The sequence below is a fragment of the Streptomyces sp. NBC_01176 genome, assembly GCF_045039825.1.
Lineage (GTDB): Bacteria > Actinomycetota > Actinomycetes > Streptomycetales > Streptomycetaceae > Streptomyces.
Window position 1 is genome coordinate 1,564,974 of record NZ_CP108600.1, and the last position, 21,890, is coordinate 1,586,863.

At 71.4% G+C, this 21,890-nt stretch carries 20 protein-coding genes; 8 read left to right on the forward strand and 12 right to left on the reverse strand.

Features of this window, described 5'->3' with window-relative positions; translation table 11 throughout:
• Positions 1-20: 20 nt before the first annotated feature.
• From OG199_RS06590 to OG199_RS06620, 7 genes are all read right to left on the reverse strand, one after another.
• Positions 21-1,046, reverse strand: a complete 1,026-nt coding sequence (locus tag OG199_RS06590; protein ID WP_356808787.1) for a LacI family DNA-binding transcriptional regulator — start codon at positions 1,044-1,046, stop codon at positions 21-23.
• Between the two features lie 76 nt (positions 1,047-1,122).
• Positions 1,123-1,299 carry a hypothetical protein gene (locus OG199_RS06595; protein ID WP_356808786.1) on the reverse strand — a complete coding sequence of 59 codons (177 nt, stop codon included), beginning with the start codon at positions 1,297-1,299 and terminating at the stop codon, positions 1,123-1,125.
• Positions 1,300-1,313: 14 nt separating this feature from the next.
• Complete coding sequence (locus tag OG199_RS06600) at positions 1,314-1,634, reverse strand: L-rhamnose mutarotase (RefSeq protein WP_356808790.1); 321 nt, start codon at positions 1,632-1,634, stop codon at positions 1,314-1,316.
• A 17-nt stretch (positions 1,635-1,651) separates the two neighbouring features.
• Entirely contained in the window at positions 1,652-2,734 is a 1,083-nt protein-coding gene (gene rhaS, locus OG199_RS06605; protein ID WP_356808785.1) for a rhamnose ABC transporter substrate-binding protein, read from the reverse strand.
• A 29-nt stretch (positions 2,735-2,763) separates the two neighbouring features.
• Positions 2,764-3,756 (reverse strand): ABC transporter permease, encoded by a 993-nt coding sequence (locus OG199_RS06610; RefSeq protein WP_266705051.1) that lies wholly within the window; start codon positions 3,754-3,756, stop codon positions 2,764-2,766.
• Entirely contained in the window at positions 3,749-4,789 is a 1,041-nt protein-coding gene (locus OG199_RS06615) for an ABC transporter permease (protein WP_356808783.1), read from the reverse strand. Before OG199_RS06615 ends, OG199_RS06610 begins: the two co-directional genes overlap by 8 nt.
• 28 nt (positions 4,790-4,817) lie before the next feature.
• A complete protein-coding gene (locus tag OG199_RS06620; protein WP_401807826.1) occupies positions 4,818-6,335 on the reverse strand; it encodes a sugar ABC transporter ATP-binding protein in 1,518 nt (505 codons plus the stop codon).
• Positions 6,336-6,643: 308 nt separating this feature from the next.
• On the opposite strand from OG199_RS06620, the gene rhaI reads away from it, so the two are divergent.
• The 7 genes from rhaI to OG199_RS06655 all read left to right on the forward strand — a co-directional run bounded on the left by rhaI (position 6,644) and on the right by OG199_RS06655 (position 15,590).
• Positions 6,644-7,804 carry an L-rhamnose isomerase gene (rhaI, locus tag OG199_RS06625; RefSeq protein ID WP_401807829.1) on the forward strand — a complete coding sequence of 387 codons (1,161 nt, stop codon included), beginning with the start codon at positions 6,644-6,646 and terminating at the stop codon, positions 7,802-7,804.
• Positions 7,805-7,949: 145 nt separating this feature from the next.
• Positions 7,950-9,989, forward strand: a complete 2,040-nt coding sequence (locus tag OG199_RS06630) for a bifunctional aldolase/short-chain dehydrogenase (RefSeq protein ID WP_405828525.1) — start codon at positions 7,950-7,952, stop codon at positions 9,987-9,989.
• Entirely contained in the window at positions 9,986-11,434 is a 1,449-nt protein-coding gene (locus OG199_RS06635; RefSeq protein ID WP_405828527.1) for a rhamnulokinase family protein, read from the forward strand. Before OG199_RS06630 ends, OG199_RS06635 begins: the two co-directional genes overlap by 4 nt.
• 95 nt (positions 11,435-11,529) lie before the next feature.
• Positions 11,530-12,285, forward strand: a complete 756-nt coding sequence (locus OG199_RS06640; RefSeq protein ID WP_405828529.1) for a (Fe-S)-binding protein — start codon at positions 11,530-11,532, stop codon at positions 12,283-12,285.
• Positions 12,282-13,769 (forward strand): LutB/LldF family L-lactate oxidation iron-sulfur protein, encoded by a 1,488-nt coding sequence (locus tag OG199_RS06645; RefSeq protein ID WP_356808518.1) that lies wholly within the window; start codon positions 12,282-12,284, stop codon positions 13,767-13,769. Before OG199_RS06640 ends, OG199_RS06645 begins: the two co-directional genes overlap by 4 nt.
• Entirely contained in the window at positions 13,766-14,413 is a 648-nt protein-coding gene (locus OG199_RS06650) for a lactate utilization protein C (RefSeq protein WP_405828531.1), read from the forward strand. The genes OG199_RS06645 and OG199_RS06650 overlap by 4 nt, the downstream gene beginning before the upstream one ends.
• Before the next feature lie 22 nt (positions 14,414-14,435).
• The gene (locus OG199_RS06655) at positions 14,436-15,590 is read left to right on the forward strand and encodes an ABC transporter ATP-binding protein (protein WP_405828533.1); all 1,155 of its coding nucleotides are present in this window, start codon (positions 14,436-14,438) and stop codon (positions 15,588-15,590) included.
• A gap of 499 nt (positions 15,591-16,089) precedes the next feature.
• On the opposite strand, the gene OG199_RS06660 is transcribed toward OG199_RS06655, so the two are convergent.
• The 5 genes from OG199_RS06660 to OG199_RS06680 form a co-directional block, all read right to left on the reverse strand.
• Entirely contained in the window at positions 16,090-16,707 is a 618-nt protein-coding gene (locus OG199_RS06660; RefSeq protein WP_405828535.1) for an RBBP9/YdeN family alpha/beta hydrolase, read from the reverse strand.
• Between the two features lie 78 nt (positions 16,708-16,785).
• On the reverse strand, positions 16,786-17,721 hold the full coding sequence (locus OG199_RS06665; RefSeq protein WP_405828537.1) for an ABC transporter substrate-binding protein: 936 nt from the start codon (positions 17,719-17,721) through the stop codon (positions 16,786-16,788).
• A complete protein-coding gene (locus OG199_RS06670; protein WP_356802271.1) occupies positions 17,718-18,389 on the reverse strand; it encodes an ABC transporter permease in 672 nt (223 codons plus the stop codon). The genes OG199_RS06665 and OG199_RS06670 overlap by 4 nt, the downstream gene beginning before the upstream one ends.
• Positions 18,386-19,066, reverse strand: a complete 681-nt coding sequence (locus OG199_RS06675) for an ABC transporter permease (RefSeq protein WP_356802273.1) — start codon at positions 19,064-19,066, stop codon at positions 18,386-18,388. The genes OG199_RS06670 and OG199_RS06675 overlap by 4 nt, the downstream gene beginning before the upstream one ends.
• 478 nt (positions 19,067-19,544) lie before the next feature.
• The gene (locus OG199_RS06680; protein WP_356802275.1) at positions 19,545-20,339 is read right to left on the reverse strand and encodes a SigB/SigF/SigG family RNA polymerase sigma factor; all 795 of its coding nucleotides are present in this window, start codon (positions 20,337-20,339) and stop codon (positions 19,545-19,547) included.
• A gap of 688 nt (positions 20,340-21,027) precedes the next feature.
• Here OG199_RS06680 and OG199_RS06685 point away from each other — a divergent pair.
• Positions 21,028-21,834: a hypothetical protein gene (locus tag OG199_RS06685; protein ID WP_405828540.1), complete on the forward strand. Its 807-nt coding sequence runs from the start codon at positions 21,028-21,030 to the stop codon at positions 21,832-21,834.
• Positions 21,835-21,890: the final 56 nt, after the last annotated feature.

The following is a 21,890-nucleotide window of genomic DNA, read 5'->3' on the forward strand; positions in this document are numbered from 1 at the left end:
CAGCACCGGGCGGGGAGAATTCAGCGCGCCGACAGGCTGGAACGGCGTACCACCAGCTCGGGCTGGAGCACTACCCGGCGGTGCTCGTGCGGCACCGGAGCCGTCTCGGCCTCCGTCTCCTCCAGCAGCAGCTCGGCGGCGAGGGCGCCCATCGTCATGGCGGGCTGGCGTACCGAGGTGAGCGGGACGGCCGCCGCGGCGGCGAACTCGATGTCGTCGTAGCCGACGATCGCGAGGTCGTCGGGGACGCCGACGCCCGCCGCGTACATGGCCTGCAGGACACCGAGGGCGAGCAGGTCGTTGGCGCAGAAGACGGCGGTCGGGCGCACGGCCAGGCCGAGCAGCCGGGCTCCGGCGTCACGCCCCGCGGCCACGTCCAGGCGCTCGGTCGGCAGCTCCCTGAGCGCGGTGGGCGGCAGTCCGGCCTCGGCCAGCGCGTTCAGCGCGCCGGTGCGCCGGTCGGTGACCTGGTTCAGTCCGGGCGGACCGCTGACGTACGCGATCGAGCGGTGGCCGGCGTCGACGAGATGGCGTACGGCCAGCGCGCCGCCCGCCACGTCGTCGACCGAGACCGAGCACTCGGTGGTGCCCTCGGCGACCCGGTCGACCAGCACGAAGGGGATGCCGTTGCGGCGGAAGGTCCCGATGTTGCGCCCCGTCGCGTCGGCGGGGGTGAGCAGCACCCCGCGGACCCGCTGCTCGGCGAAGAGCGACAGGTAGTCGGCCTCCTCGCTCGCGCTCTGCGCGCTGTTGCAGACCATCACACCGAGCCCGGCGTCCCGCGCCGCCCGCTCGGCGCCGCGCGCCACGTCCACGAAGAAGGGGTTGCCCATGTCGAGGACGAGCAGGCCCATGATCCGGCTGCGTCCGGCCCGCAGCTGGCGCGCCGACTCGCTGCGGACGTAGCCGAGCCGGTCTATGGCCGACTGGACGCGCGCCCGGGTCTCGGAGGCCACGGTGTCCGGGCGGTTGATCACGTTCGAGACCGTGCCCACGGAGACTCCAGCGGCGCGGGCGACGTCCTTGATACCCACCGACTGAGCCATCAGGCAGGAACCTCCAGGTAAACGAGAAGCGGCGGGCGGGCCTTCACATTACCCGCGTGTCCCCCGGGACCGGCGCTCATGCGGGCAACCGGGACACGCCGACGTGGAGTGCCCGGAGCGTCGTGCCGCCGGCCTTCTCCCGGTGCGTGGCGGCGGTGACGGGGCCCGGGCCGGCGGCCCGTGCCCTACCGGCGTGACCGCGACCCGGGACGGTGCCCGCGGGCGCCGTCGTCAGGAGCGTGCGTCGTCTCATGTGGGGGCTCCTGGTCAGGCGAGATGGAAGACTTCGGTGAGGGGGGTCATCGCCTCGTCGGGTCCGGCGCCGTCCAGCGATTCGAAGAACGGCGCCATCTCCGCCTGCCAGCGGGCGTTGATGCCGGTGGCCTCCATGCCGGCCCGGGCGGCCGCGAAGTCCTCGGTCTCCACGTAGCCGACCAGCAGCCCGTCCTCGCGCAGGAACAGCGAGTAGTTGTGCCAGCCGGTGGCCGAGAGCGCCTGAAGCATCTCGGGCCACACGGCGGCATGCCGCTCGCGGTACTCGTCGAGGCGGTCCGCCCGGACCTTCAGCAGAAAGCACACACGCTGCATCAAGGACCCTCCGGGACCTAGAAGTTGAACTGGTCGATGTTCTTCGCGTCGAAGACGGTCGGCTTGCCCAGGTTGATCACGCCGTCCTTGCCGATGGTGAAGGACCCCATGTCGCCGGCCTTGAAGGTCTCGCCCTCCTTGCCGCTGATCTGTCCCGACACCAGCGCGACGGCGGTACGGGCGGCGAGCTCGCCGAGCTTCGCCGGGTCCCACAGCTCGAAGCCGTCGACGGTGCCGTTCTTGACGTACTTGCGCATGTCGTTGGGGGTGCCGAGGCCGGTCAGCTTGACCTTGCCCTTGTACTTGGAGCCGGACAGGTACTGGGCGGCGGCCTTGATGCCGACCGTGGTCGGGGAGATGATCCCCTTGAGGTTCGGGTGCTCCTGGAGAAGGCCCTGGGTCTGCTGGAAGGACTGCTGGGCGTCGTCGTTGCCGTAGGCGACCTTGACCAGCTTGACGTCCTTGTACTTGGGGTCCTTCAGCTCGTCCTTCATGAAGTCGATCCAGGTGTTCTGGTTCGTCGCGGTCTGCGCGGCGGACAGGATCGCGATCTCGCCCTTGTAGCCGATCTGCTCGGCGAGCAGCTGGACCTCGGTGCGACCCAGGTCCTCGGCGCTGGCCTGCGAGACGAAGGCGTTGCGGCACTCGGGCTTGGTGTCCGAGTCGTAGGTGACGACCTTGATCTTGTTGCTCATGGCCTGCTTGAGCGCGGTGCACAGCGCGCCCGGGTCCTGTGCGGACACGGCCATCGCGTCGACCTGCTGCTGGGTGAGGGTGTTGACGTAGCTCACCTGGCCCGAGGTGTCGGTGGCGCTGCTGGGGCCGACCTCCTTGTACTTGGAGCCCAGCTCCGTCAGCGCCTTCTCGCCGCCCTTGTCGGAGGAGGTGAAGTACGGGTTGTTGACCTGCTTGGGCAGGAACCCGACCGTCAGGCCCTTCTTGGTCGCCGCGTTCGGGTCGGCCTTGCCGGCCGTGGCGTTCGAACCGCTGTCGCTCTTGACGTCCTTCTTGGTGGTGCCACCGCAGGCGGTGGCGGCCAGGGCGAGCGAGGTGACGGCGGCGAGCGCCACGCAGGTGCGGCGGATCGTTGACTTGCGCATGGCGGAAGTTCCTTTACGAGGGTGGGCGGTTACGAGGTCGGAGTCGAGGCGGCTCTGCGGCCCGCCCTCGCTACGGAGATCTGCCGCGCGACCCGGGGGCCGAGCACGGAGACGACGAGCAGAACGCCGGTGACGACGATCTGCGACTGCGCGGAGACATTGGAGAGGCTCATCACGTTCTGCAGCGCGCCGAGCAGGAAGACTCCCGCGATCGCGCCGCCGAGCGTGCCCTTGCCGCCGTCGAAGTCGATGCCGCCCAGCAGGACGGCGGCGACGACGGAGAGTTCGAGGCCGGTGGCGTTGTCGTAGCGGGCGCTGGCGTAGTGCAGCGCCCAGAAGATGCCGGTCAGCGAGGCCATGAAGCCGGTGGCGACGAACAGGATCAGCTTCTGCCGCTTGACCCGGATACCGGCGAACCGCGCGGCCTCCTCGTTGGCGCCGACCGCGAAGGCCGAGCGTCCGAACGGGGTGGCGTGCAGGACGACCACGGCGATCGCGAGGAGCACCAGGAAGGGCAGGAAGGCCTGCGGGACGAAGGTGTCACCGATGCGCCCGGCCGCGAAGTCCTGGTACTGGGTGGGGAAGTCGGTCACCGCGTCCGAGCCGAGCACGATCTGCGCGATGCCCCGGTAGGCGGCGAGCGTGCCGATGGTGACGGCGAGGGAGGGCAGCCCGAGCCGGGTCACCAGCAGGCCGTTGACCAGTCCGCACACCACGCCGAGCAGCAGGCACAGCGGGATGATCGTCTCGATCGTCATGCCCTGGTTCCACAGGGCGCCCATCACCGAGCCGGACAGACCGGCCGTGGAGGCGACCGAGAGGTCGATCTCCCCGGCCACCACGAGCAGGGTCATCGGCAGCGCGATCAGCGCGATGGGCAGGGTGTTGCCGATCAGGAACGACAGGTTGAGGGCGTTGCCGAAGCCGTCGACGAAGCCGAAGGAGAACAGCAGCAGGACGATGAGGAGGGCGCCGACGACCGTGTCCCAGCGGACGGCGCGCGCGAGGGGCGAGTCAGCCATGGCGGGCGTTCCTCTTCTTCAGTGCGGAGGCCACGCGCAGCGCGACGACCCGGTCGACCGCGATGGCGAGGATGAGCAGGACGCCGTTGATGGCGAGCACCCAGACGGAGCTGACGCCGAGCGCGGGCAGCACGCTGTTGATGGAGGTGAGCAGCAGCGCACCGAGCGCGGCGCCGTAGACGCTGCCGGAACCGCCGGTGAAGACGACGCCGCCGACCACCACCGCGCTGACCACGGTGAGTTCGTAGCCGGTGCTGGTGCCGGAGTCGACGTTGCCGAACCGGGCGAGGTACAGGGCGCCGGCGAGACCGGCGAGACCGCCGCAGACGACGTACGCGGTCAGGATGCGCTTGCGGACCGGGATGCCGGCCAGCCGCGCGGCCTCGGGGTTGGAGCCGAGCGCGTACAACTCCCGTCCGCTGCCGAAGTGCTTGAGGTAGTAGGCGGTGACCAGCAGCACGGCGAGGGCGATCAGCGCGAGGTACGGCACCGCCGAGATGCCGCCGGAACCGAAGTCGACGAAGCTGCCCGGGAGGTCGGCCGCGGTGATCTGCCGGGAGCCGACCCAGATGGAGTCGATGCCGCGGATGATGTAGAGCGTGCCGAGGGTGACGACGAGCGCGGGCACCTGGCCGAGGCTGACCAGCAGCCCGTTGACGAGTCCCCAGCCGATGCCGAGCAGCACCGCGAGGACCACGGCGACGACGGGGTTTCCGCCGCCCTGCAGATAGGTGCCGGCCGCGAAGGCGCTGATGCCGAGCGTGGAGCCGACCGACAGGTCGACGTTCCGGGTGATCACCACCAGCGACTGGCCGGTGGCGACCAGCACCAGGATGGTCGCGTTCAACAGCAGGTCCTTGATGCCCTGTTCGGACAGGAACTGGCTGTTGCCCATCTGGGTGATGGCGATCATCACCAGGAAGACGACCAGGATGGCGAGTTCGCGCATCTTGAAGACGCGGTCCACCAGCCGGGTACCGCTCGACCGGGGGACCTCGGCGGCGGGGGCGGGGTTGGGTGCGGTCACCGTCATGCGGCGGCCCTCTCAGTGTCGGTCGTCGTCATGCGGCGGCCCTCCCGGTCGCTGCGGCCATCACGGATTCCTCGGTGGCTTCGGAGCGCGGGATCTCGGCGGTGAGCCGGCCCTCGTGCATCACGAGGACCCGGTCGGCCATGCCGAGGATCTCGGGCAGGTCGGAGGAGATCATCAGGACGGCGACGCCGTCCGCGGCCAACTCGCTGAGCAGCCGGTGCACTTCGGCCTTCGTACCCACGTCGATTCCGCGCGTCGGCTCGTCCACGATCAGCACCTTGGGGCCGGTGGCGAGCCACTTGGCCAGGACGACCTTCTGCTGGTTGCCGCCGGAGAGCGTGGCCACGGTGTCGGCGAGCCGGGCGTACTTCACCTGGAGCTTGACCGCCCAGTCGAGGGACCGGCTGCGCTCGGCACCCCGGTCCATCAGGCCCGCCCTGACGGTCGTACGCAGCCCGGTGAGACCGATGTTGCGCTCGATGGACATGTCCATCACCAGGCCCTGGGCGCGGCGGTCCTCGGGGACGAGGGCGAGGCCCGCGGACATGGCCGTCGAGGGCGCGCCGTTGGTGAGCGCCCTGCCGTCGACCTCCACCTCCCCGGCGTCCCAGCGGTCGACGCCGAAGACGGCCCGCGCCACCTCCGTACGGCCCGCGCCGACGAGCCCGGCGAGACCGACGATCTCACCGCGCCGGACGTCGAAGGAGACGTCGGTGAAGACTCCCTCGCGGGTCAGGCGGCGCACGCTGAGGGCGATCTCGCCCGCCTCGACGTCCTGCTTGGGGTAGAGCTCGTCGAGGTCGCGGCCGACCATCCGGCGTACGAGGTCGTCCTCCGTCATGCCCTCCAGCGGCTCGCTGGATATCAGGGCGCCGTCGCGCAGGGTGGTGACCCTTTGGCAGATCTGGAAGATCTCCTCGAGCCGGTGCGAGATGAACAGCACCGCCGAGCCCTGCTCGCGCAGGGTGCGCACGACCCCGAAGAGGCGGGCGACCTCGCTGCCGGTCAGGGCGGCGGTCGGCTCGTCCATGATCAGGACCCGGGCGTCGAAGGAGAGCGCCTTGGCGATCTCGACGATCTGCTGGTCGGCGATGGACAGTCCGCGTGCCGGGCGCTCGGGGTCGAGCTCGACGCCGAGGCGCTTCATCAGGCCGGCGGTCGCCGCGTGGGTGGCCTTGTGATCGATGCGGCCGAGCGCGCGCCGGGGCTGGCGGCCCATGAAGATGTTCTCGGCTATCGACAGGTCGGGGAAGAGCGTGGGCTCCTGGTAGATCACCGCGATACCCGCGTCGCGGGCGTCGGCGGGACCGTGGAAGACGGTGGGCTCGCCGTCCAGCAGCACCCGGCCGGCGTCCGGTCGGTGCACGCCGGCGAGCGTCTTGATGAGGGTCGACTTGCCCGCGCCGTTCTCACCGGCGAGTGCGTGCACTTCGCCGGGGAACAGTTCCAGGGACACGTCCCGCAGGGCGCGCACCGCGCCGAAGGACTTGGAGATGTCCTCCAGCGCCAGTACGGGGGCCGGACCCGCGTCGGACCGGTGGGTCATGGGAGCTCCTCAACGACGCGGGCGGAGAGGCCTCACGACGTCGTGAAAGGTTTCAACTAGGTTGCCGGGACGTTAGGCATGTAGCCCAGGTCACGTCAATGGGTTCGGGTCGAAATTCTCGATAGCCAAAGGTCACAACCGAGTCACGGAGAGCGGTCTTTGCCGAGGGGGTTGACAGCGTTTCGGGGTGCTCATAGCTTCAGCGGTCTGAATCGTTTCAGACCACCCCTGTTCAGATCGAAGCCGTCCGGACCGAAGTCGCCGTCGCTCAGACCCGACGTCCCACCCGAAGTCACAGGAGCCCCGAAGTGACCGAGCTCGCCGCGGTGAAGGCCGCACTCAAGACCCAGGCAGTAGAGACGCCGTCGTGGGCGTACGGGAACTCGGGAACCCGCTTCAAGGTGTTCGCCCAGCCCGGCGTGCCGCGCAGTCCGCGGGAGAAACTGGACGACGCCGCCCAGGTGCACGCCCACACCGGTGCCGCGCCGTCCGTCGCGCTGCACATCCCCTGGGACAAGGTCGACGACTACGCGGCCCTGGCCGAGTACGCCGGGGAGCGCGGCCTGCGGCTGGGCACGATCAACTCCAACACCTTCCAGGACGACGACTACAAGCTGGGCAGCGTCTGCCACCCGGACGCGACGGTGCGCCGCAAGGCTCTCGACCATCTGCTCGAGTGCGTCGACATCATGGACGCGACGGGCTCGAAGGACCTGAAGCTCTGGTTCGCCGACGGCACGAACTATCCCGGCCAGGACGACATCCGCGAGCGCCAGGACCGGCTGGCCGAGAGCCTCGCCCAGGTCTACGAGCGGCTCGGGGACGACCAGCGGATGCTCCTGGAGTACAAGTTCTTCGAGCCCGCCTTCTACGCGACCGATGTGCCGGACTGGGGCACCGCGTACGCGCACTGCCTCAAGCTCGGCCCCAAGGCACAGGTCGTCGTCGACACCGGGCACCACGCGCCCGGCACCAACATCGAGTTCATCGTCGCCACGCTGCTGCGTGAACAGAAGCTCGGCGGCTTCGACTTCAACTCGCGCTTCTACGCGGACGACGACCTGATGGTGGGCGCCGCCGACCCCTTCCAGCTCTTCCGGATCATGTACGAGGTGATCCGCGGCGGCGGCTTCACCCCCGACGTGGCGTTCATGCTGGACCAGTGCCACAACATCGAGGCGAAGATCCCCGCGATCATCCGTTCGGTGATGAACGTGCAGGAGGCCACCGCCAAGGCGCTGCTCGTGGACCGGGACGCGCTGGCCGCCGCCCAGCGGGAGGGCGACGTGCTCGCCGCGAACGCGGTGATCATGGACGCGTACAACACCGACGTACGGCCGCTGCTGCGCGAGGTCCGCGAGGAACTCGGCCTGGACGGTGACCCGGTGGCCGCGTACCACCGTTCCGGGTGGGCGGGGAAGATCGCCGCGGAGCGGGTGGGCGGACAGCAGGCCGGGTGGGGGGCGTAGCCACCGTGTCGCGTCCGCCGGGTGACCCCGGCGGCAGGCCGGGGCCCGCGGGTCGCCGGCCGTGCGGCCGCCCGGACCCCGCCGGGTGCGCCGCAGCACCCGTACGTCCTCTCTCTTCACTCCTCTTTCTGTAAGGACCAGGAACATGGCACCCCATCCCGAAGCCGCCGCTCTGCTGGCCCGGTCGCACCGGCTCGGCGCCGACCCCCGCAACACCAACTACGCGGGCGGCAACACCTCCGCGAAGGGCACCGACACCGACCCCGTGACCGGCGGCGACGTCGAACTGATGTGGGTGAAGGGGTCGGGCGGTGACCTCGGCACGCTGACCGAGTCCGGGCTCGCCGTACTGCGGCTGGACCGGCTGCGGGCGATGACGGAGGTCTACCCCGGTGTGGAGCGCGAGGACGAGATGGTCGCCGCGTTCGACTACTGCCTGCACGGCAAGGGCGGCGCGGCCCCGTCCATCGACACGGCGATGCACGGTCTGGTGGACGCCGCCCACGTCGACCACCTGCACCCGGACTCCGGTATCGCGCTGGCCTGCGCGGCCGACGGCGAGAAGCTGACCGCCGAGTGTTTCGGGGAGACCGTGGTCTGGGTGCCCTGGCGCCGGCCGGGTTTCCAGCTCGGCCTGGACATCGCGGCCGTCAAGGAGGCCAATCCGCGCGCGATCGGCTGTGTCCTGGGCGGCCACGGCATCACCGCCTGGGGCGACACGGCCGAGGAGTGCGAGCGCAACTCGCTGCACATCATCAGGACCGCCGAGGCGTTCCTCGCCGAGCGCGGCAGGCCTGAGCCCTTCGGGCCGGCCGTCGAGGGCTACGCGGCCCTCCCCGCGCCCGAGCGCCGCGAGCGCGCGGCGGCCCTCGCGCCGTACGTCCGGGCCCTGGCCTCCCAGGACCGTGCGCAGGTCGGCCACTTCGCCGACTCCGACGTCGTCCTCGACTTCCTCGCGCGCGCCGAGCACCCCCGTCTCGCCGCGCTCGGCACCTCCTGCCCCGACCACTTCCTGCGGACCAAGGTCAGGCCGCTCGTCCTCGACCTGCCGCCGACCGTCGAACCGGCCGAGGCGATCGCCCGTCTCAAGGAGCTGCACGCCGAGTACCGCGAGGAGTACGCGGCCTACTACGCGCGGCACGCCGACGCCGACTCCCCCGCGATGCGCGGCGCGGACCCGGCGATCGTGCTGATCCCCGGCGTCGGCATGTTCTCCTTCGGCAAGGACAAGCAGACCGCTCGCGTCGCGGGAGAGTTCTACGTCAACGCGATCAACGTGATGCGGGGCGCCGAGGCCGTCTCCACGTACGCGCCGATCGAGGAGTCGGAGAAGTTCCGCATCGAGTACTGGTCGCTGGAGGAGGCCAAGCTCCAGCGGCTGCCCAGGCCCAAGCCGCTCGCCACCCGGGTGGCGCTGGTGACCGGCGCGGGCAGCGGCATCGGCAAGGCGATCGCCGAGCGGCTGGTGGCCGAGGGTGCCTGCGTGGTCATCGCCGACCTGAACGCGGCGAACGCCGCCGAGGTCGCCACGTCGCTGGGCGGTCCTGACAGGGCCGTCGCCGTCACCGTCGACGTGACCTCCGAGGAGCAGATCGCCGAGGCCTTCCGGGCGGCGGTGCTCGCCTTCGGGGGCGTCGACCTGGTGGTCAACAACGCGGGCATCTCCATCTCCAAGCCGCTCCTGGAGACCACCGCGAAGGACTGGGACCTCCAGCACGACATCATGGCCCGCGGCTCCTTCCTGGTCTCCCGGGAGGCCGCCCGGGTGATGATCCAGCAGGAGCTGGGTGGCGACATCGTCTACATCGCGTCCAAGAACTCGGTCTTCGCCGGCCCGAACAACATCGCCTACTCCGCGACCAAGGCCGACCAGGCCCACCAGGTCCGGCTGCTGGCGGCCGAGCTGGGCGAGCACGGCATCCGTGTCAACGGCGTCAACCCGGACGGGGTGGTGCGCGGGTCGGGCATCTTCGCGGGCGGCTGGGGCGCCCAGCGCGCGGCCACGTACGGGATCGAGGAGGAGAAGCTCGGCGAGTTCTACGCCCAGCGGACCATCCTCAAGCGGGAGGTGCTGCCCGAGCACGTCGCGAACGCGGTGTTCGCGCTGACCGGCGGGGACCTCACGCACACCACCGGTCTGCACGTCCCGGTCGACGCCGGTGTCGCGGCGGCATTCCTGCGATGAACGGGCACCACAAGACCTTCGCCGCGGTCGACCTCGGCGCGTCCAGCGGGCGCGTCATGGTCGGCCGCGTCGGCCCCGAAGCCCTGGACCTCACCGAGGCCCACCGCTTCCCGAACCGGCCGGTGCGGGTCCCCGAGGGGCTGCGCTGGGACGTTCTCGCGCTGTACGCGGGAGTGCTCGACGGACTGCGCGCCGCCGGTCAGGTCGACTCCGTCGGCATCGACAGCTGGGCCGTCGACTACGGGCTGCTGGACGCCGACGGGGCGCTGCTCGGCAACCCGGTGCACTACCGCGACACCCGCACCGAGGGCGTCGCGGAGCAGGTGTGGGCCACCGTGCCCGCCGCCGAGCTGTACGCGGCGACCGGGCTCCAGTACGCCCCGTTCAACACGCTCTACCAGCTCACCGCGGCCCGCTCGACGGCCCAACTCGCCCACGCCGAACGGCTTCTGCTCATCCCCGACCTGCTGGCCTACTGGCTGACGGGCGAGGCGGGCACGGAGTTGACCAACGCCTCCACCACCCAGCTGATCGACCCGAGGACGCGCGAGTGGGCGTACGACCTCGCGGGGCGGCTCGGCATCGACCTGAAGCTGTTCGCGCCGCTGCGCCGGCCGGGCGACCCGGCGGGCCTCCTGACGCCCCGGGTGCTGGAGGAGACGGGACTGACCGGCCCGGTCCCGGTGACGACCGTCGGCTCGCACGACACTGCCTCCGCGGTGGCCGCCGTCCCCGCCGTCGGGGAACGCTTCGCCTACATCTGCACCGGCACCTGGTCCCTGGCGGGCCTGGAGCTGGCCGCGCCGGTCCTCACGGAGGCGAGCCGGGCGGCCAACTTCACCAACGAGCTGGGCCTGGACGGCACGGTCCGCTATCTGCGCAACATCATGGGGCTGTGGCTGCTCCAGGAGTGCCTGCGCGAGTGGGACCACCCCGACCTGGGCGAGCTGCTGCGGGCCGCCGCCGAGGTCCCGGCGCTGCGATCGGTCGTGGACGCGGGCGACGCGGCCTTCCTCGCCCCCGGCCGGATGCCGGCCCGGATCGCCGACGCCTGCCGGGCGTCGGGGCAGCCGGTGCCCGGGTCCCGTGCCGAGACCACCCGCTGCATCCTCGACTCCCTCGCGCTCGCCCACCACCGGGCCGTCGCCGAGGCGCAGGAGCTCGCCGACCACCCGGTCGACGTCGTGCACATCGTCGGCGGCGGCGCCCGCAACGAACTGCTCTGCCAACTGACCGCCGACGCCTGCGGGCTGCCGGTGGTGGCGGGTCCGGCGGAGGCGGCCGCACTCGGCAACGTCCTCGTCCAGGCCCGGGCCCAGGGCCTGGTCGGCGACCGTACGTCGATGCGGCGACTGCTCGCCCGTACGCAGCCGTTGCGGCGGTACGAGCCCCGGGGCGACGCCGCCGTCTGGCGCGCCGCGCAGGACCGGCTCGTCCGTCCGTGAGGGGGGACCGACCCGGCGCCGCGAGCGGGGACTCCCCTTGCGCCCGCCCGCCGCGTACTCTGCACTCATCCGATGATCGATCCCTAGGAGCCGCGATGCGTGTCGCTCTGTTCCTGACCTGTGTCAACGACACGCTCTATCCGGACACCGGCCGCGCCGTGGTGAAACTGCTGACCAGGCTGGGCGTAGAGGTCGACTTCCCGATGGCCCAGACCTGTTGCGGACAGGCGCACTACAACACCGGATACCGGCATCAGGCCGAACCACTGGCCCGGCATTTCTCCGATGTCTTCGGGGGGTACGAGGCGATCGTGACGCCTTCCGGGTCGTGCGGCGCGATGGTGCGGGAGCTCTATCCGCGGATGGGCGAGCGGGCACGGGCCGAGGGGCGCGGCGACTCCCTCGCGGCCACGCTCGCCCCGGTCGTTCCCAAGACGTACGAGCTCACCGAGTTCCTGGTGGACGTGCTCGGAGTGACGGACGTGGGCGCGTACTACCCGCACACCGTCACCTACCACCCCACCTGCCACGGGCTGCGCAGTCTGCGGCTCGGCGACCGGCCGCGCCGGCTGCTCCAGGCCGTCAGGGGACTCGAACTGCGCGAGCTGCCCGGCGCCGACGAGTGCTGCGGCTTCGGCGGCACCTTCGCCGTCAAGAACCCCGACGTCTCCGCGGCGATGGGCGCCGACAAGGTACGCAATGCCGAGTCGACGGGCGCGGACGTCCTGTGCGCCGCCGACAACTCCTGTCTGATGCACATCGGCGGCACGATGACCCGGCTGAGCACGGACATGCGGCCGGTCCACATCGCGGAGATCCTGGCGAACACGGAAGGGGAGCCGAGCGCATGAGTGGCACCTTCGTCGGCATGCCGGCCTTCCCCGAGGCCGCCCACGAGGCGGTCAACAACCCCACCCTGCGCGCGAATCTGCGCCACGCGACCCACACGATCCGCGCCAAGCGCGCCGTCGCCGTGTCCGAACTCGACGACTGGGCGGCCCTGCGCGAGGCCGGCAAACAGATCAAGGACCACACGCTCCGTCATCTCGACCGCTACCTGGTCCAGTTGGAGGAGTCGGTCACCGCGGCCGGCGGCGTCGTGCACTGGGCCGCCGACGCCGACGAGGCCAACCGGATCGTCGTCGAGCTGGTCCGCGCGACCGGTGAGAGCGAGGTCGTCAAGGTCAAGTCGATGGCCACCCAGGAGATCGGTCTCAACGAAGCCCTGGAGGCGGCCGGCATCCACGCCTACGAGACCGATCTCGCCGAACTCATCGTGCAGTTGGGCAAGGACCGGCCCTCGCACATCCTGGTCCCCGCGATCCACCGCAACCGCGGCGAGATCCGCGACATCTTCGCCCGCGAGATGAGCGAGTGGGGCCGCCCGGCGCCCGAGGGCCTCACCGACACGCCCGCCGAACTCGCCGAGGCCGCCCGGCTGCATCTGCGCGAGAAGTTCCTGCGCGCCAAGGTCGGTGTCTCCGGCGCCAACTTCATGGTCGCCGAGACCGGCACGATGATGGTGGTGGAGTCCGAGGGCAACGGCCGGATGTGCCTGACCCTGCCCGAGACGCTGATCTCGGTCGTCGGGATCGAGAAGACCGTGCCGACCTGGCAGGACCTGGAGGTCTTCCTGCAGACCCTGCCCCGCTCCTCGACCGCCGAGCGCATGAACCCGTACACCTCGATGTGGACGGGCACCACGGACTCCGACACGGCGGACGGTCCGCGGACCTTCCACCTGGTCCTGATCGACAACGGCCGCACCGACACGCTCGCCGACGAGGTCGGCCGCCAGGCGCTGCGCTGCATCCGCTGTTCGGCGTGTCTCAACGTCTGCCCGGTGTACGAGCGGGCCGGCGGGCACGCCTACGGCTCGGTCTACCCCGGCCCGATCGGCGCGATCCTCAGCCCCCAGCTCCGGGGCACCGAGAGCGAGATCGACGCCTCCCTGCCGTACGCCTCCTCGCTGTGCGGCGCCTGCTACGACGTCTGCCCGGTCGCCATCGACATCCCGGAGGTCCTCGTCCATCTGCGGGAACGGATCGCCGAGGGTGGCCAGGTGACGCGGCAGGGCAACAAGGTCGTCCTGAAGCCCGCGAAGGGGCACGCCGCCGAGCGGGCCGCCATGCGGGCGGCGCGCTGGGCGTTCGGCCACCCCGGCGCGCTGCGCACCGGCCAGCGGCTGGCGTCCCGGACGCGCCGTTTCCATCCGCGGACGCTGCCCGGACCCGGCCGGGCGTGGAGCGACACCCGGGACCTGCCGACGCTCCCCGCGGAGCCGTTCCGCGACTGGTGGCAGCGGACGCAAGACGGAAAGGACGTGCCGAAGTGAGCAGCAGGGAGCTGATCCTGGGGCGGGTGCGGCGCGCGCTCGCCGACGTTCCGCGGGACGACACGCCGTACGAGCAGGCCGTACCTCGCGGGTATCTGCGCGCGCACGGCGACCGGGGTGTCGCGCAGACGGTGGATCTGCTGGCCGAGAACCTGGCGGACTACCGGGCGCTCGTGCACCGCTGCGCGGCAGGCGAACTGGCGGCGACCGTCGCCGGGCTGCTCGCCGCGCACGGCTCGGCCTCGGTGGTCGTACCGGCGGGTCTCGACGAGACATGGCTGGCCGCGACCGAGGTGACGCGTGTACCGGACCGGGCCGAGGACACGGCGGCCGACCTGGACCGGGTCGACAGCGTGGTCACCGGGTGCGCGCTGGCGATCGCCGAGACGGGCACCCTGGTACTGGACGGCGGCCCCGATCAGGGCCGTCGCCGCATCACGCTGGTCCCCGATCACCACATCTGTGTCGTCCGTGTCCCCGGCCAGGTCGTCTCCTCCGTGCCCCAGGCCCTGGAGCGCCTCGACCCGGCCCGCCCGTTGACCTGGATCTCCGGCCCGTCGGCGACCAGCGACATCGAACTCGACCGGGTCGAAGGGGTGCACGGTCCCCGCACCCTGGAGGTGGTGCTGGTGAGCGGCGGGTGACGTGCGCGGATAGCGTGAGGGGATGATCCGGTTCGAACAGGTCACCAAGCGCTATCCGGACGGCACGACGGCCGTGGACGGCCTCTCGTTCGAGGTCGCGGAGGGCGAACTCGTCACGCTCGTCGGCCCGTCGGGCTGCGGCAAGACGACCACCATGATGATGGTGAACCGCCTGATCGAACCGACCTCGGGCCGGATCCTCGTGAACGGCGAGGACATCGCCACGGTCGACCCGGTCCAGCTGCGCCGGCGGATCGGCTATGTCATCCAGCAGGTGGGCCTGTTCCCGCACCGGACCGTCCTCGACAACACGGCGACGGTTCCGACGCTGGTCGGCTGGAAGAGGGCGAAGGCCCGGGCCCGCGCCGCCGAGCTGCTCGACCTGGTGGGCCTGGACCCGAAGACGTACGGATCCCGCTATCCGGACCAGCTGTCGGGCGGTCAGCGCCAGCGGGTCGGTGTGGCAAGGGCGCTCGCGGCGGACCCGCCCGTACTGCTGATGGACGAGCCCTTCGGGGCCGTCGACCCGGTGGTCCGCGAGCAGTTGCAGGACGAGTTCCTGCGGATGCAGGAGTCGGTGCGCAAGACGGTGCTGTTCGTCACGCACGACATCGAGGAGGCGGTCCGGCTCGGCGACCGCATCGCGGTGTACGGGCAGGGGCGCGTCGAGCAGTTCGACACGCCGGGGGCCGTCCTGGGTACCCCGGCCACGGAGTACGTCGCCGAGTTCGTCGGGGCCGACCGCGGGCTGAAGCGGCTGTCGGTCACCGAGATCCAGCACGACGACCTGGAACAGCCGCCCGTCGCCCGCATGGACGAGTCCGCCGGGCGGGCCGCCGAGCGGTTGCTTTCCGGGAGCGCCCGCTGGGCGGTGGTGCTGGACGCCGAGGGCGATCTGCACGGCTGGGTGGGTGTGGACGAGCTGGCCGGGGGCGGCTCCGTCGGGGACCACGTCCACCGGATGGACTCCTGGGTCCCCGTGGGTGCCCCGCTGAAACAGGCCTTCGGTGTCATGCTCCAGCACGACGCGGGGTGGGTCGCGGTACTGGAAGGCGCGCGGTTCCTCGGCGTCCTGACCCCGGCGAAGCTGCACGAGGCGCTGCGGCGCTCGGTGGACGCGGATGCGCGGGGGGTGGCTCGGGGGGAGGTGGCGTTCGACTCGGTGACCAAGGCGTAGGCGCTCCGCTGGGTTGGGGGGTGGGCTTGCGGGGGGGGGTGGGGTGGTGGGGTTTGGCTGCGGGTGGGTGGGGGCTGGGCGCGCCGTTCCCCGCGCCCCCTGCGGGGCGGTCTGTGAGTCGGGGGGCAGGGGACGCCCTACGTGCGGGACTCGGGTGCGGGTGAGTGGGGGCCGGGCGCGCCGTTCCCCGCGCCCCTTCCGGGGCGGTCCGTGAGCCGGGGGGCAGGGGACGCCCTACGTGCGGGACTCGGGTGCGGGTGGGTGGGGGCTGGGCGCGCCGTTCCCCGCGCCCCCTGCGGGGCGGTTCGTGAGCCGGGGGCAAGGGACGCCCTACGTGCGGGACTCGGGTGCGGGTGGGTGGGGGCTGGGCGCGCCGTTCCCCGCGCCCCTTCCGGGGCGGTTCGTGAGCCGGGGAGGCATGGGGAACCGTACGAGCGGGACTCGGGTGTGGGCGCGCTGTTGCCCGTGCACCCGGGTGGGGTGTCGGTTTCCGCGCCGGCTATGGGGCCTTCGGTGGGCGGGGGGTGATGCGGGTCGTTTCGTCGAGGCACCAGGACAAGGCCGAGGGCCAGGAGCCGTAGCCCGCTTCGAGGTCCAGGTGGGCGCCGCCGGGGACGACGTCGGTGTCGAGGCCGAGGGGCACCCCGTATTCCGTGGCCGCACCGCCCGGGCAGTACGGGTCGTTGTCCGCGGCCACGAGCCGGGTCACCGGCGCCGCGGCGCGCAGGTGCGCGGCGGTGGCGCCGGAGCGGCCGAACCCGGCGATGTCCTCGTAGCCGGCGATGACCGCCTCGGACGGCGGTGCGACCAGCAGGACCCGGTCGGCGCGGACCGTGCCGCGGACCACCGCGTGCAGCCACAGCGGAACGGCGAGGCTGTGGCAGACGACCACGCGCTCGTGCTCCCGCGCGTCGAGGTGGGCGTGCAGCCGGTCGAGCCAGGACGTCAGCGACGGGTGGTCGGGGTCCGGGAGCTGCGGGTATGTCACGCCCTGGCCCCGGGCCGCCAGTTCGCCGGCCAGCCAGTGCTGCCAGTGGCCCTCGGGGCGACGGTTCTGCCAGCCGTGCAGGATCAGGAAGGAGCGCGAGGCCGAGGACGAGGACGGGATCGAGGTCATGAGGGTGATCGTCGGGCATGCCCGGCCGCCGGGTCCAGCGGCCCCGTACAGTCGCTCGGGCCCGTCATGTCCGGCCGGTCACTTCAGTAGGCCCTTCTCCTTCAGATACGCGCGTGCCACGTCCTCCGGGAGCCGTCGCCAGCTGTCCACCTGCCGGTTCATGGACGCCAGGTCCGCGGTGGTGAGCACCCCGTTGAGCGCACCGAGTGCCTTGGTGACGTTCGCGCTGCCCGCGCGCGAGCGGTTGACGACGGGCACGATGTAGTCGGCGTTCTGCAGGTGCTTGTCGTCGGCGAGCAGGACGAGCCCGAACTCGCCCAGGGTCGCGTCCGTCGTCGTGGTGAGCACCATCTGGTCCCGGCCGCTCTGCACGGCCTGCTTCGCCTGGGTGGTGCCGACGCCTTTCGGATCGACCGCGGTGATGTCGATGCCGTACGTCTTCCTCAGGCCCGGTTCGCAGTAGGGCCGCTTGACGCACTCGTCGCCCGCCGCGAGCCGCACCTTCAGACCGGACGCCCCGAGGTCGCTGAGGTTCTTCAGCCGGTGCTGCCGCGCGTACCGGCCGGTCACGGCGAAGGCGTTCTGGTCGACGGCCCTGCCTGGATCGAGGACGGTGAGCCCCCGCGGTGTGGCGAGCGACCGCAGCGCCTTCATGGTGGCGGTCAGGTCGGGCGAGCCGACCGGTGGTGCGTCGGGGCCCCGGGTCTTGGCGTTCAGCCAGTCCGCGAAGGTGGCCGCGTACTCCGGGACGACATCGATCTGGCCGGACTCCAGGGCGGGTTCGTAGAGCTCGCGGTTGGCGACCGTGAGCATGGAGGTCCGGTATCCGGCCTGCTTCAGCAGCAGGGCGTACATCTGGGCCAGCAGGTCGCTCTCGGTGAATCCGGCCGAGCCCACGGTCAGGTGCCTGCTGTCGCCGGGCGGCGCGGTGACGGCGCCGCGGTTCTCCAGGGACGGCCCGGTGGCGCAGCCGGCCAGCAGGAGCACACCCGCGAGGACGGCGCGTCGCTTCACCGCGCGCCTCTCACCCAGCGGGGCGCGAGCCGTTCGGCGGTCTCGAAGAGCCCCTCGACGATCAGCGCGAACACGGCGACCAGAACGGCACCCGCGACGACCTGCGGGGTGCTCGCCAGATTGAATCCCGCGGTGATGATCCGGCCGAGCCCGCCGCCGCCCGCGAGCGCGGCGATGGTGGCCGTCGCGACCAGTTGGACGGCGGCGATCCGTACGCCGTTCATCACCATCGGCAGCGCGAGGGGCAGTTCGACCTGGAACAGCATCTGCCGCCCGGTCATCCCCATGCCGCGTGCCGCCCGCACCACGCCGCGGTCGACCTCGCGCATGCCGACGTACGCGTTGGTGAGCAGCGGCGGGACGGCGAACAGCACGAGTGCGACGACCGTGGGCCCCTCGCCGTACCTGCCGAGCGGGGTGAGCAGCAGGAGGACGAGGACGGCGAAGGTCGGGACGGCCCGGCCGACGTTGGAGATGTTGACCGCGAGCGCGCCGCCCTTGCCGAGATGGCCGAGGACGAGGGCCACAGGCAGCGCGATCAGACAGCTGACGACCAGACAGACGGCGGTGAGGACGAGGTGCTGGGCGAGGCGGTGCCAGACACCGTCGTCGCCCGTCCAGTGCGCGGGGTCGCCGAGCCAGTGCCAGGCCTCGGCCAGGGTGTTCATCCGCGGGCTCCGCGGGTCCAGGGGGTGATGAGCCACTGCACCCCGAGCAGCAGGAGATCCGCCGCGACGGCGATGACGACGCACAGCACGGACGCGGTGAGGACCTGCGCCTTGAAGTAGGTGTTCATGCCCGCGTAGATGAGGTTGCCGAGGCCTCCGAAGCCGACGATCGCGCCGACCGTGACCAGTGAGACGGCGGACACGGTGGCGATCCGCAGCCCGGCCATCGCGGCGGGCACGGCGAGCGGCAGCTCCACGGTGAGCAGCAGCCGGACGGGCCCGTATCCGAGGCCGCGCGCGGCCTGCCGGGTCTCCTCGGGGACGGCGCGCAGGCCCGCGAGGATGTTCCGTACGAGAAGGGTCAGCGAATAGAGGACGAGGCCCGCGACGACGAGTGCGGCCGACAGTCCGTACACGGGCAGGAGCAGCGAGAACATCGCCAGTGACGGGACGGTGTAGAGGATGGTGGTCACCGCCAGGACGGGGCCGGCGGCCCAGCCCCAGCGGCGGGCGAGGACGGCCAGCGGCACCGCGACGGCGAGTCCCACGAGCACGGCGATCACGGTGAGCTGGAGGTGCTGGGCGACGGCGTCGAGCAGGATCTGGCGACGGGTGGTCAGATACGCGCCGCAGATCCACTCGTTGCGCGCGAGGCAGTCGTCCGGAGGCGCCGTCATCTGTCCATTGCAACGGGCCCGCAGGGGGGCGGCGCGTTCTGGTGACCCGTACGGGGTGTCACTGCGTGCGCGCGGACGAGTGTCATGGGTCGTCATGGGTCCGCGTCGCCCGGGGCGGGTCGCCCGGGGCGGGTCGGGCGGAATCCGCGGTGCCGGAGTGCGGGGAAAATGTTTCCGCCCGCGCGACGGATCTTCCGGTCGATATGCGCGTGCCACTGGAATGGATCCCCGGAAATGTCGCGGTCCACGCGGAAATCGGGCGACGGCGCGCTCAACCCGTCGCCCGGAATTTGTTTGGATCGAGTCCACCCAGGTAGTTCGAAGAGAGGCGGCCCGCTGGCCAACCATTCCCGGGAGGGTTCGGCAGTGAGCCCGCCCCCCGGCCGCCCGGACGGGGCGACCCGCCGGACGGCCGGGCAGTACACCGTCATCGGGATCACCTGGGCCGCGCACCACCCGGCCCCGCACCTCCCGTGCCCTACGCCGCCTCGGTGAGCAGTTGCTCCCGCAGGGTGCTGCAGCACGTACTGAGCAGCCTCGAGACGTGCATCTGCGAGATCCCGAGCTGCTCCGCGATGCTGAGCTGCGTCATTCCGCGGAAGTAGCGCAGATAGAGGATGGTGCGCTCGCGCTCCGGGAGGCCGCGCAGCGCGGGCTTGACCGCCTCACGGTCGATGACCAGGTCGAATCCGGCGTCGGTCTCGCCCAGCGTGTCGGCCAGCGCGCATCCGTCGTCCTCGCCGGGCAGTTCGGCGTCCAGCGACAGGGTGGCGAAGCAGTCCAGGGCTTCGAGCCCGAGGCGTACGTCGTCCTCGCCGAGGTGCGCGCACGCGGCGATCTCGGCGACGGTGGGCTGCCGGCCCGGTGTGGTCTGCGAGAGCTCCTTGAGCGCCGTACGGACCCTGGCGCGCACTTCCTGGACGCGGCGCGGCACGTGCAACATCCACATGTGGTCGCGGAAGTGACGCTTGATCTCGCCGGTGACGGTCGGGACGGCGTAGCTCTCGAAGGCGTTGCCCCGGGCGGGGTCGTAGCGGTCCACGGCCTTGAGCAGGCCCAGCGCCGCGACCTGCACGAGGTCCTCGGCCGCCTCGCCCCTGCCGCGGTACCGGCCGGCGACGCGCTGCGCCATGGGCAGCCAGGCGCGGACGATCTCGTCCCGCAGTGCGTCCCGCTCGGGCCCGTCCGGAAGTGCGGCGAACCGCACGAAGGCCTCGCCGGTGTCGGGGGCGTCGTCGTGGGGGTGATGCCTCGTACTGACCGTGGTGTGCATGGCGCTCACAGCTCCCTCAGGGCTACTGACCGGCAGTCCATGGGGGCGAGCGCACACTGACGAACGGGGCACACCCGCGATCTGGCGGACCAGCTCCCACGGACGTGCCTCCTGTCCGAAGCACTGTGACTTAAATTACCCCATATCGGTCATCCGGAACCCCTCGGTTCATTAAAGTGACACCGGGCAGCCGACCGACGCTGGAGCGTAGGGAAAACCGCGGTATTCGCACACGGCTCATTCGTGCGCACCCCGGCCGATTCACGCGCCGCCCCTTCGCGTGCCGGACATTCACGGGTCGCGCATTTCCGCGGCCGACGCGTGAATTTTTCGAGTGCGCGATTTTCGGAATCGGGGCGGGCCCAGGGCGGGGGCGGGCGGGGCGGGGCGGCCACACCGGGCGGAGATCCGGACCGGATCGCTCGGTCGGGCATCGCGGTCGGGCCGCTCGGTCGGGCATCGCGTCGCGCCGCGCCGTCGGGCATCGCGGTCGGGCCGCGCCGTCGGGCCGATGGACCTTGGTATCACCGAGTGCACGTGGCGGGCCAGCGGATCCAGGGGTTTCCGCGGACGCGTTCAGGTTGTGTTCAGGCTCGCGGGGGCGCCCGGCAACACCTGCACCAGAAGCCCCAAAGCAATGGCAAAGACCCCTGTGACCAGGCCAGTTCGCCATGTCATCGTGCGGGGCATGAGCACAGAGCACCTCACCCACCATCGTCGCGCCGCCACCGCCACCCGCATGGCGAGCAAGGTTCCGGACGTCACCGTCTGCTTCTGGCTGATCAAGGTGCTGACCACCGGTATGGGTGAAACGGCCTCGGACCTCCTCGCGCAGAAGCTCGGCCCCGTCCCCGCGGTCGGCCTCGGCGGTCTGGCCCTCGCGGCCGCGCTGACCCTCCAGCTCACCGCCCGCCGCTACGTCGCCTGGATCTACTGGACGGCGATCGTCATGGTCAGCGTGTTCGGCACGATGGCCGCGGACGTCCTGCACGTCGGCCTCGGCGTGCCCTACACGGTCTCGACCCCGTTCTTCATGCTCGCCCTGACGGCGGTCCTCGTCCTCTGGTACGCGAGCGAACGCACCCTCTCCATCCACAGCATCCGCACCCGCCGGCGCGAACTCTTCTACTGGGTCACCGTGCTGGCCACCTTCGCGCTCGGCACCGCCGCCGGGGACCTCTCCGCGACGGTCGGCCTCGGCTACCTGGGCTCGGCCGTGCTGTACGCCGTCGCCATCGCCGTCCCGGCCGTCCTGCACCGCTGGAACGCCCTCAACGCCGTGGCCGCCTTCTGGACGGCGTACGTCCTCACCCGTCCGCTCGGCGCCTCGGTCGCCGACTGGATGGCCCTCGGCCACACCCGCGGCGGCCTCGGACTCGGGCTGGGGCCCGTCACCCTGTCCTGGACCGCCGCCATCGTCGGGTTCGTCGCCTACCTCGCCATCTCGCGGGACGACGTCCAGGACACCGCGCGCCCGACGTCCGACGCCGTGTGAGCGGACGCACGGAGGGCGGGAGGGGACGAGACCCGCTCGCCGCCTCCCGCCATCCG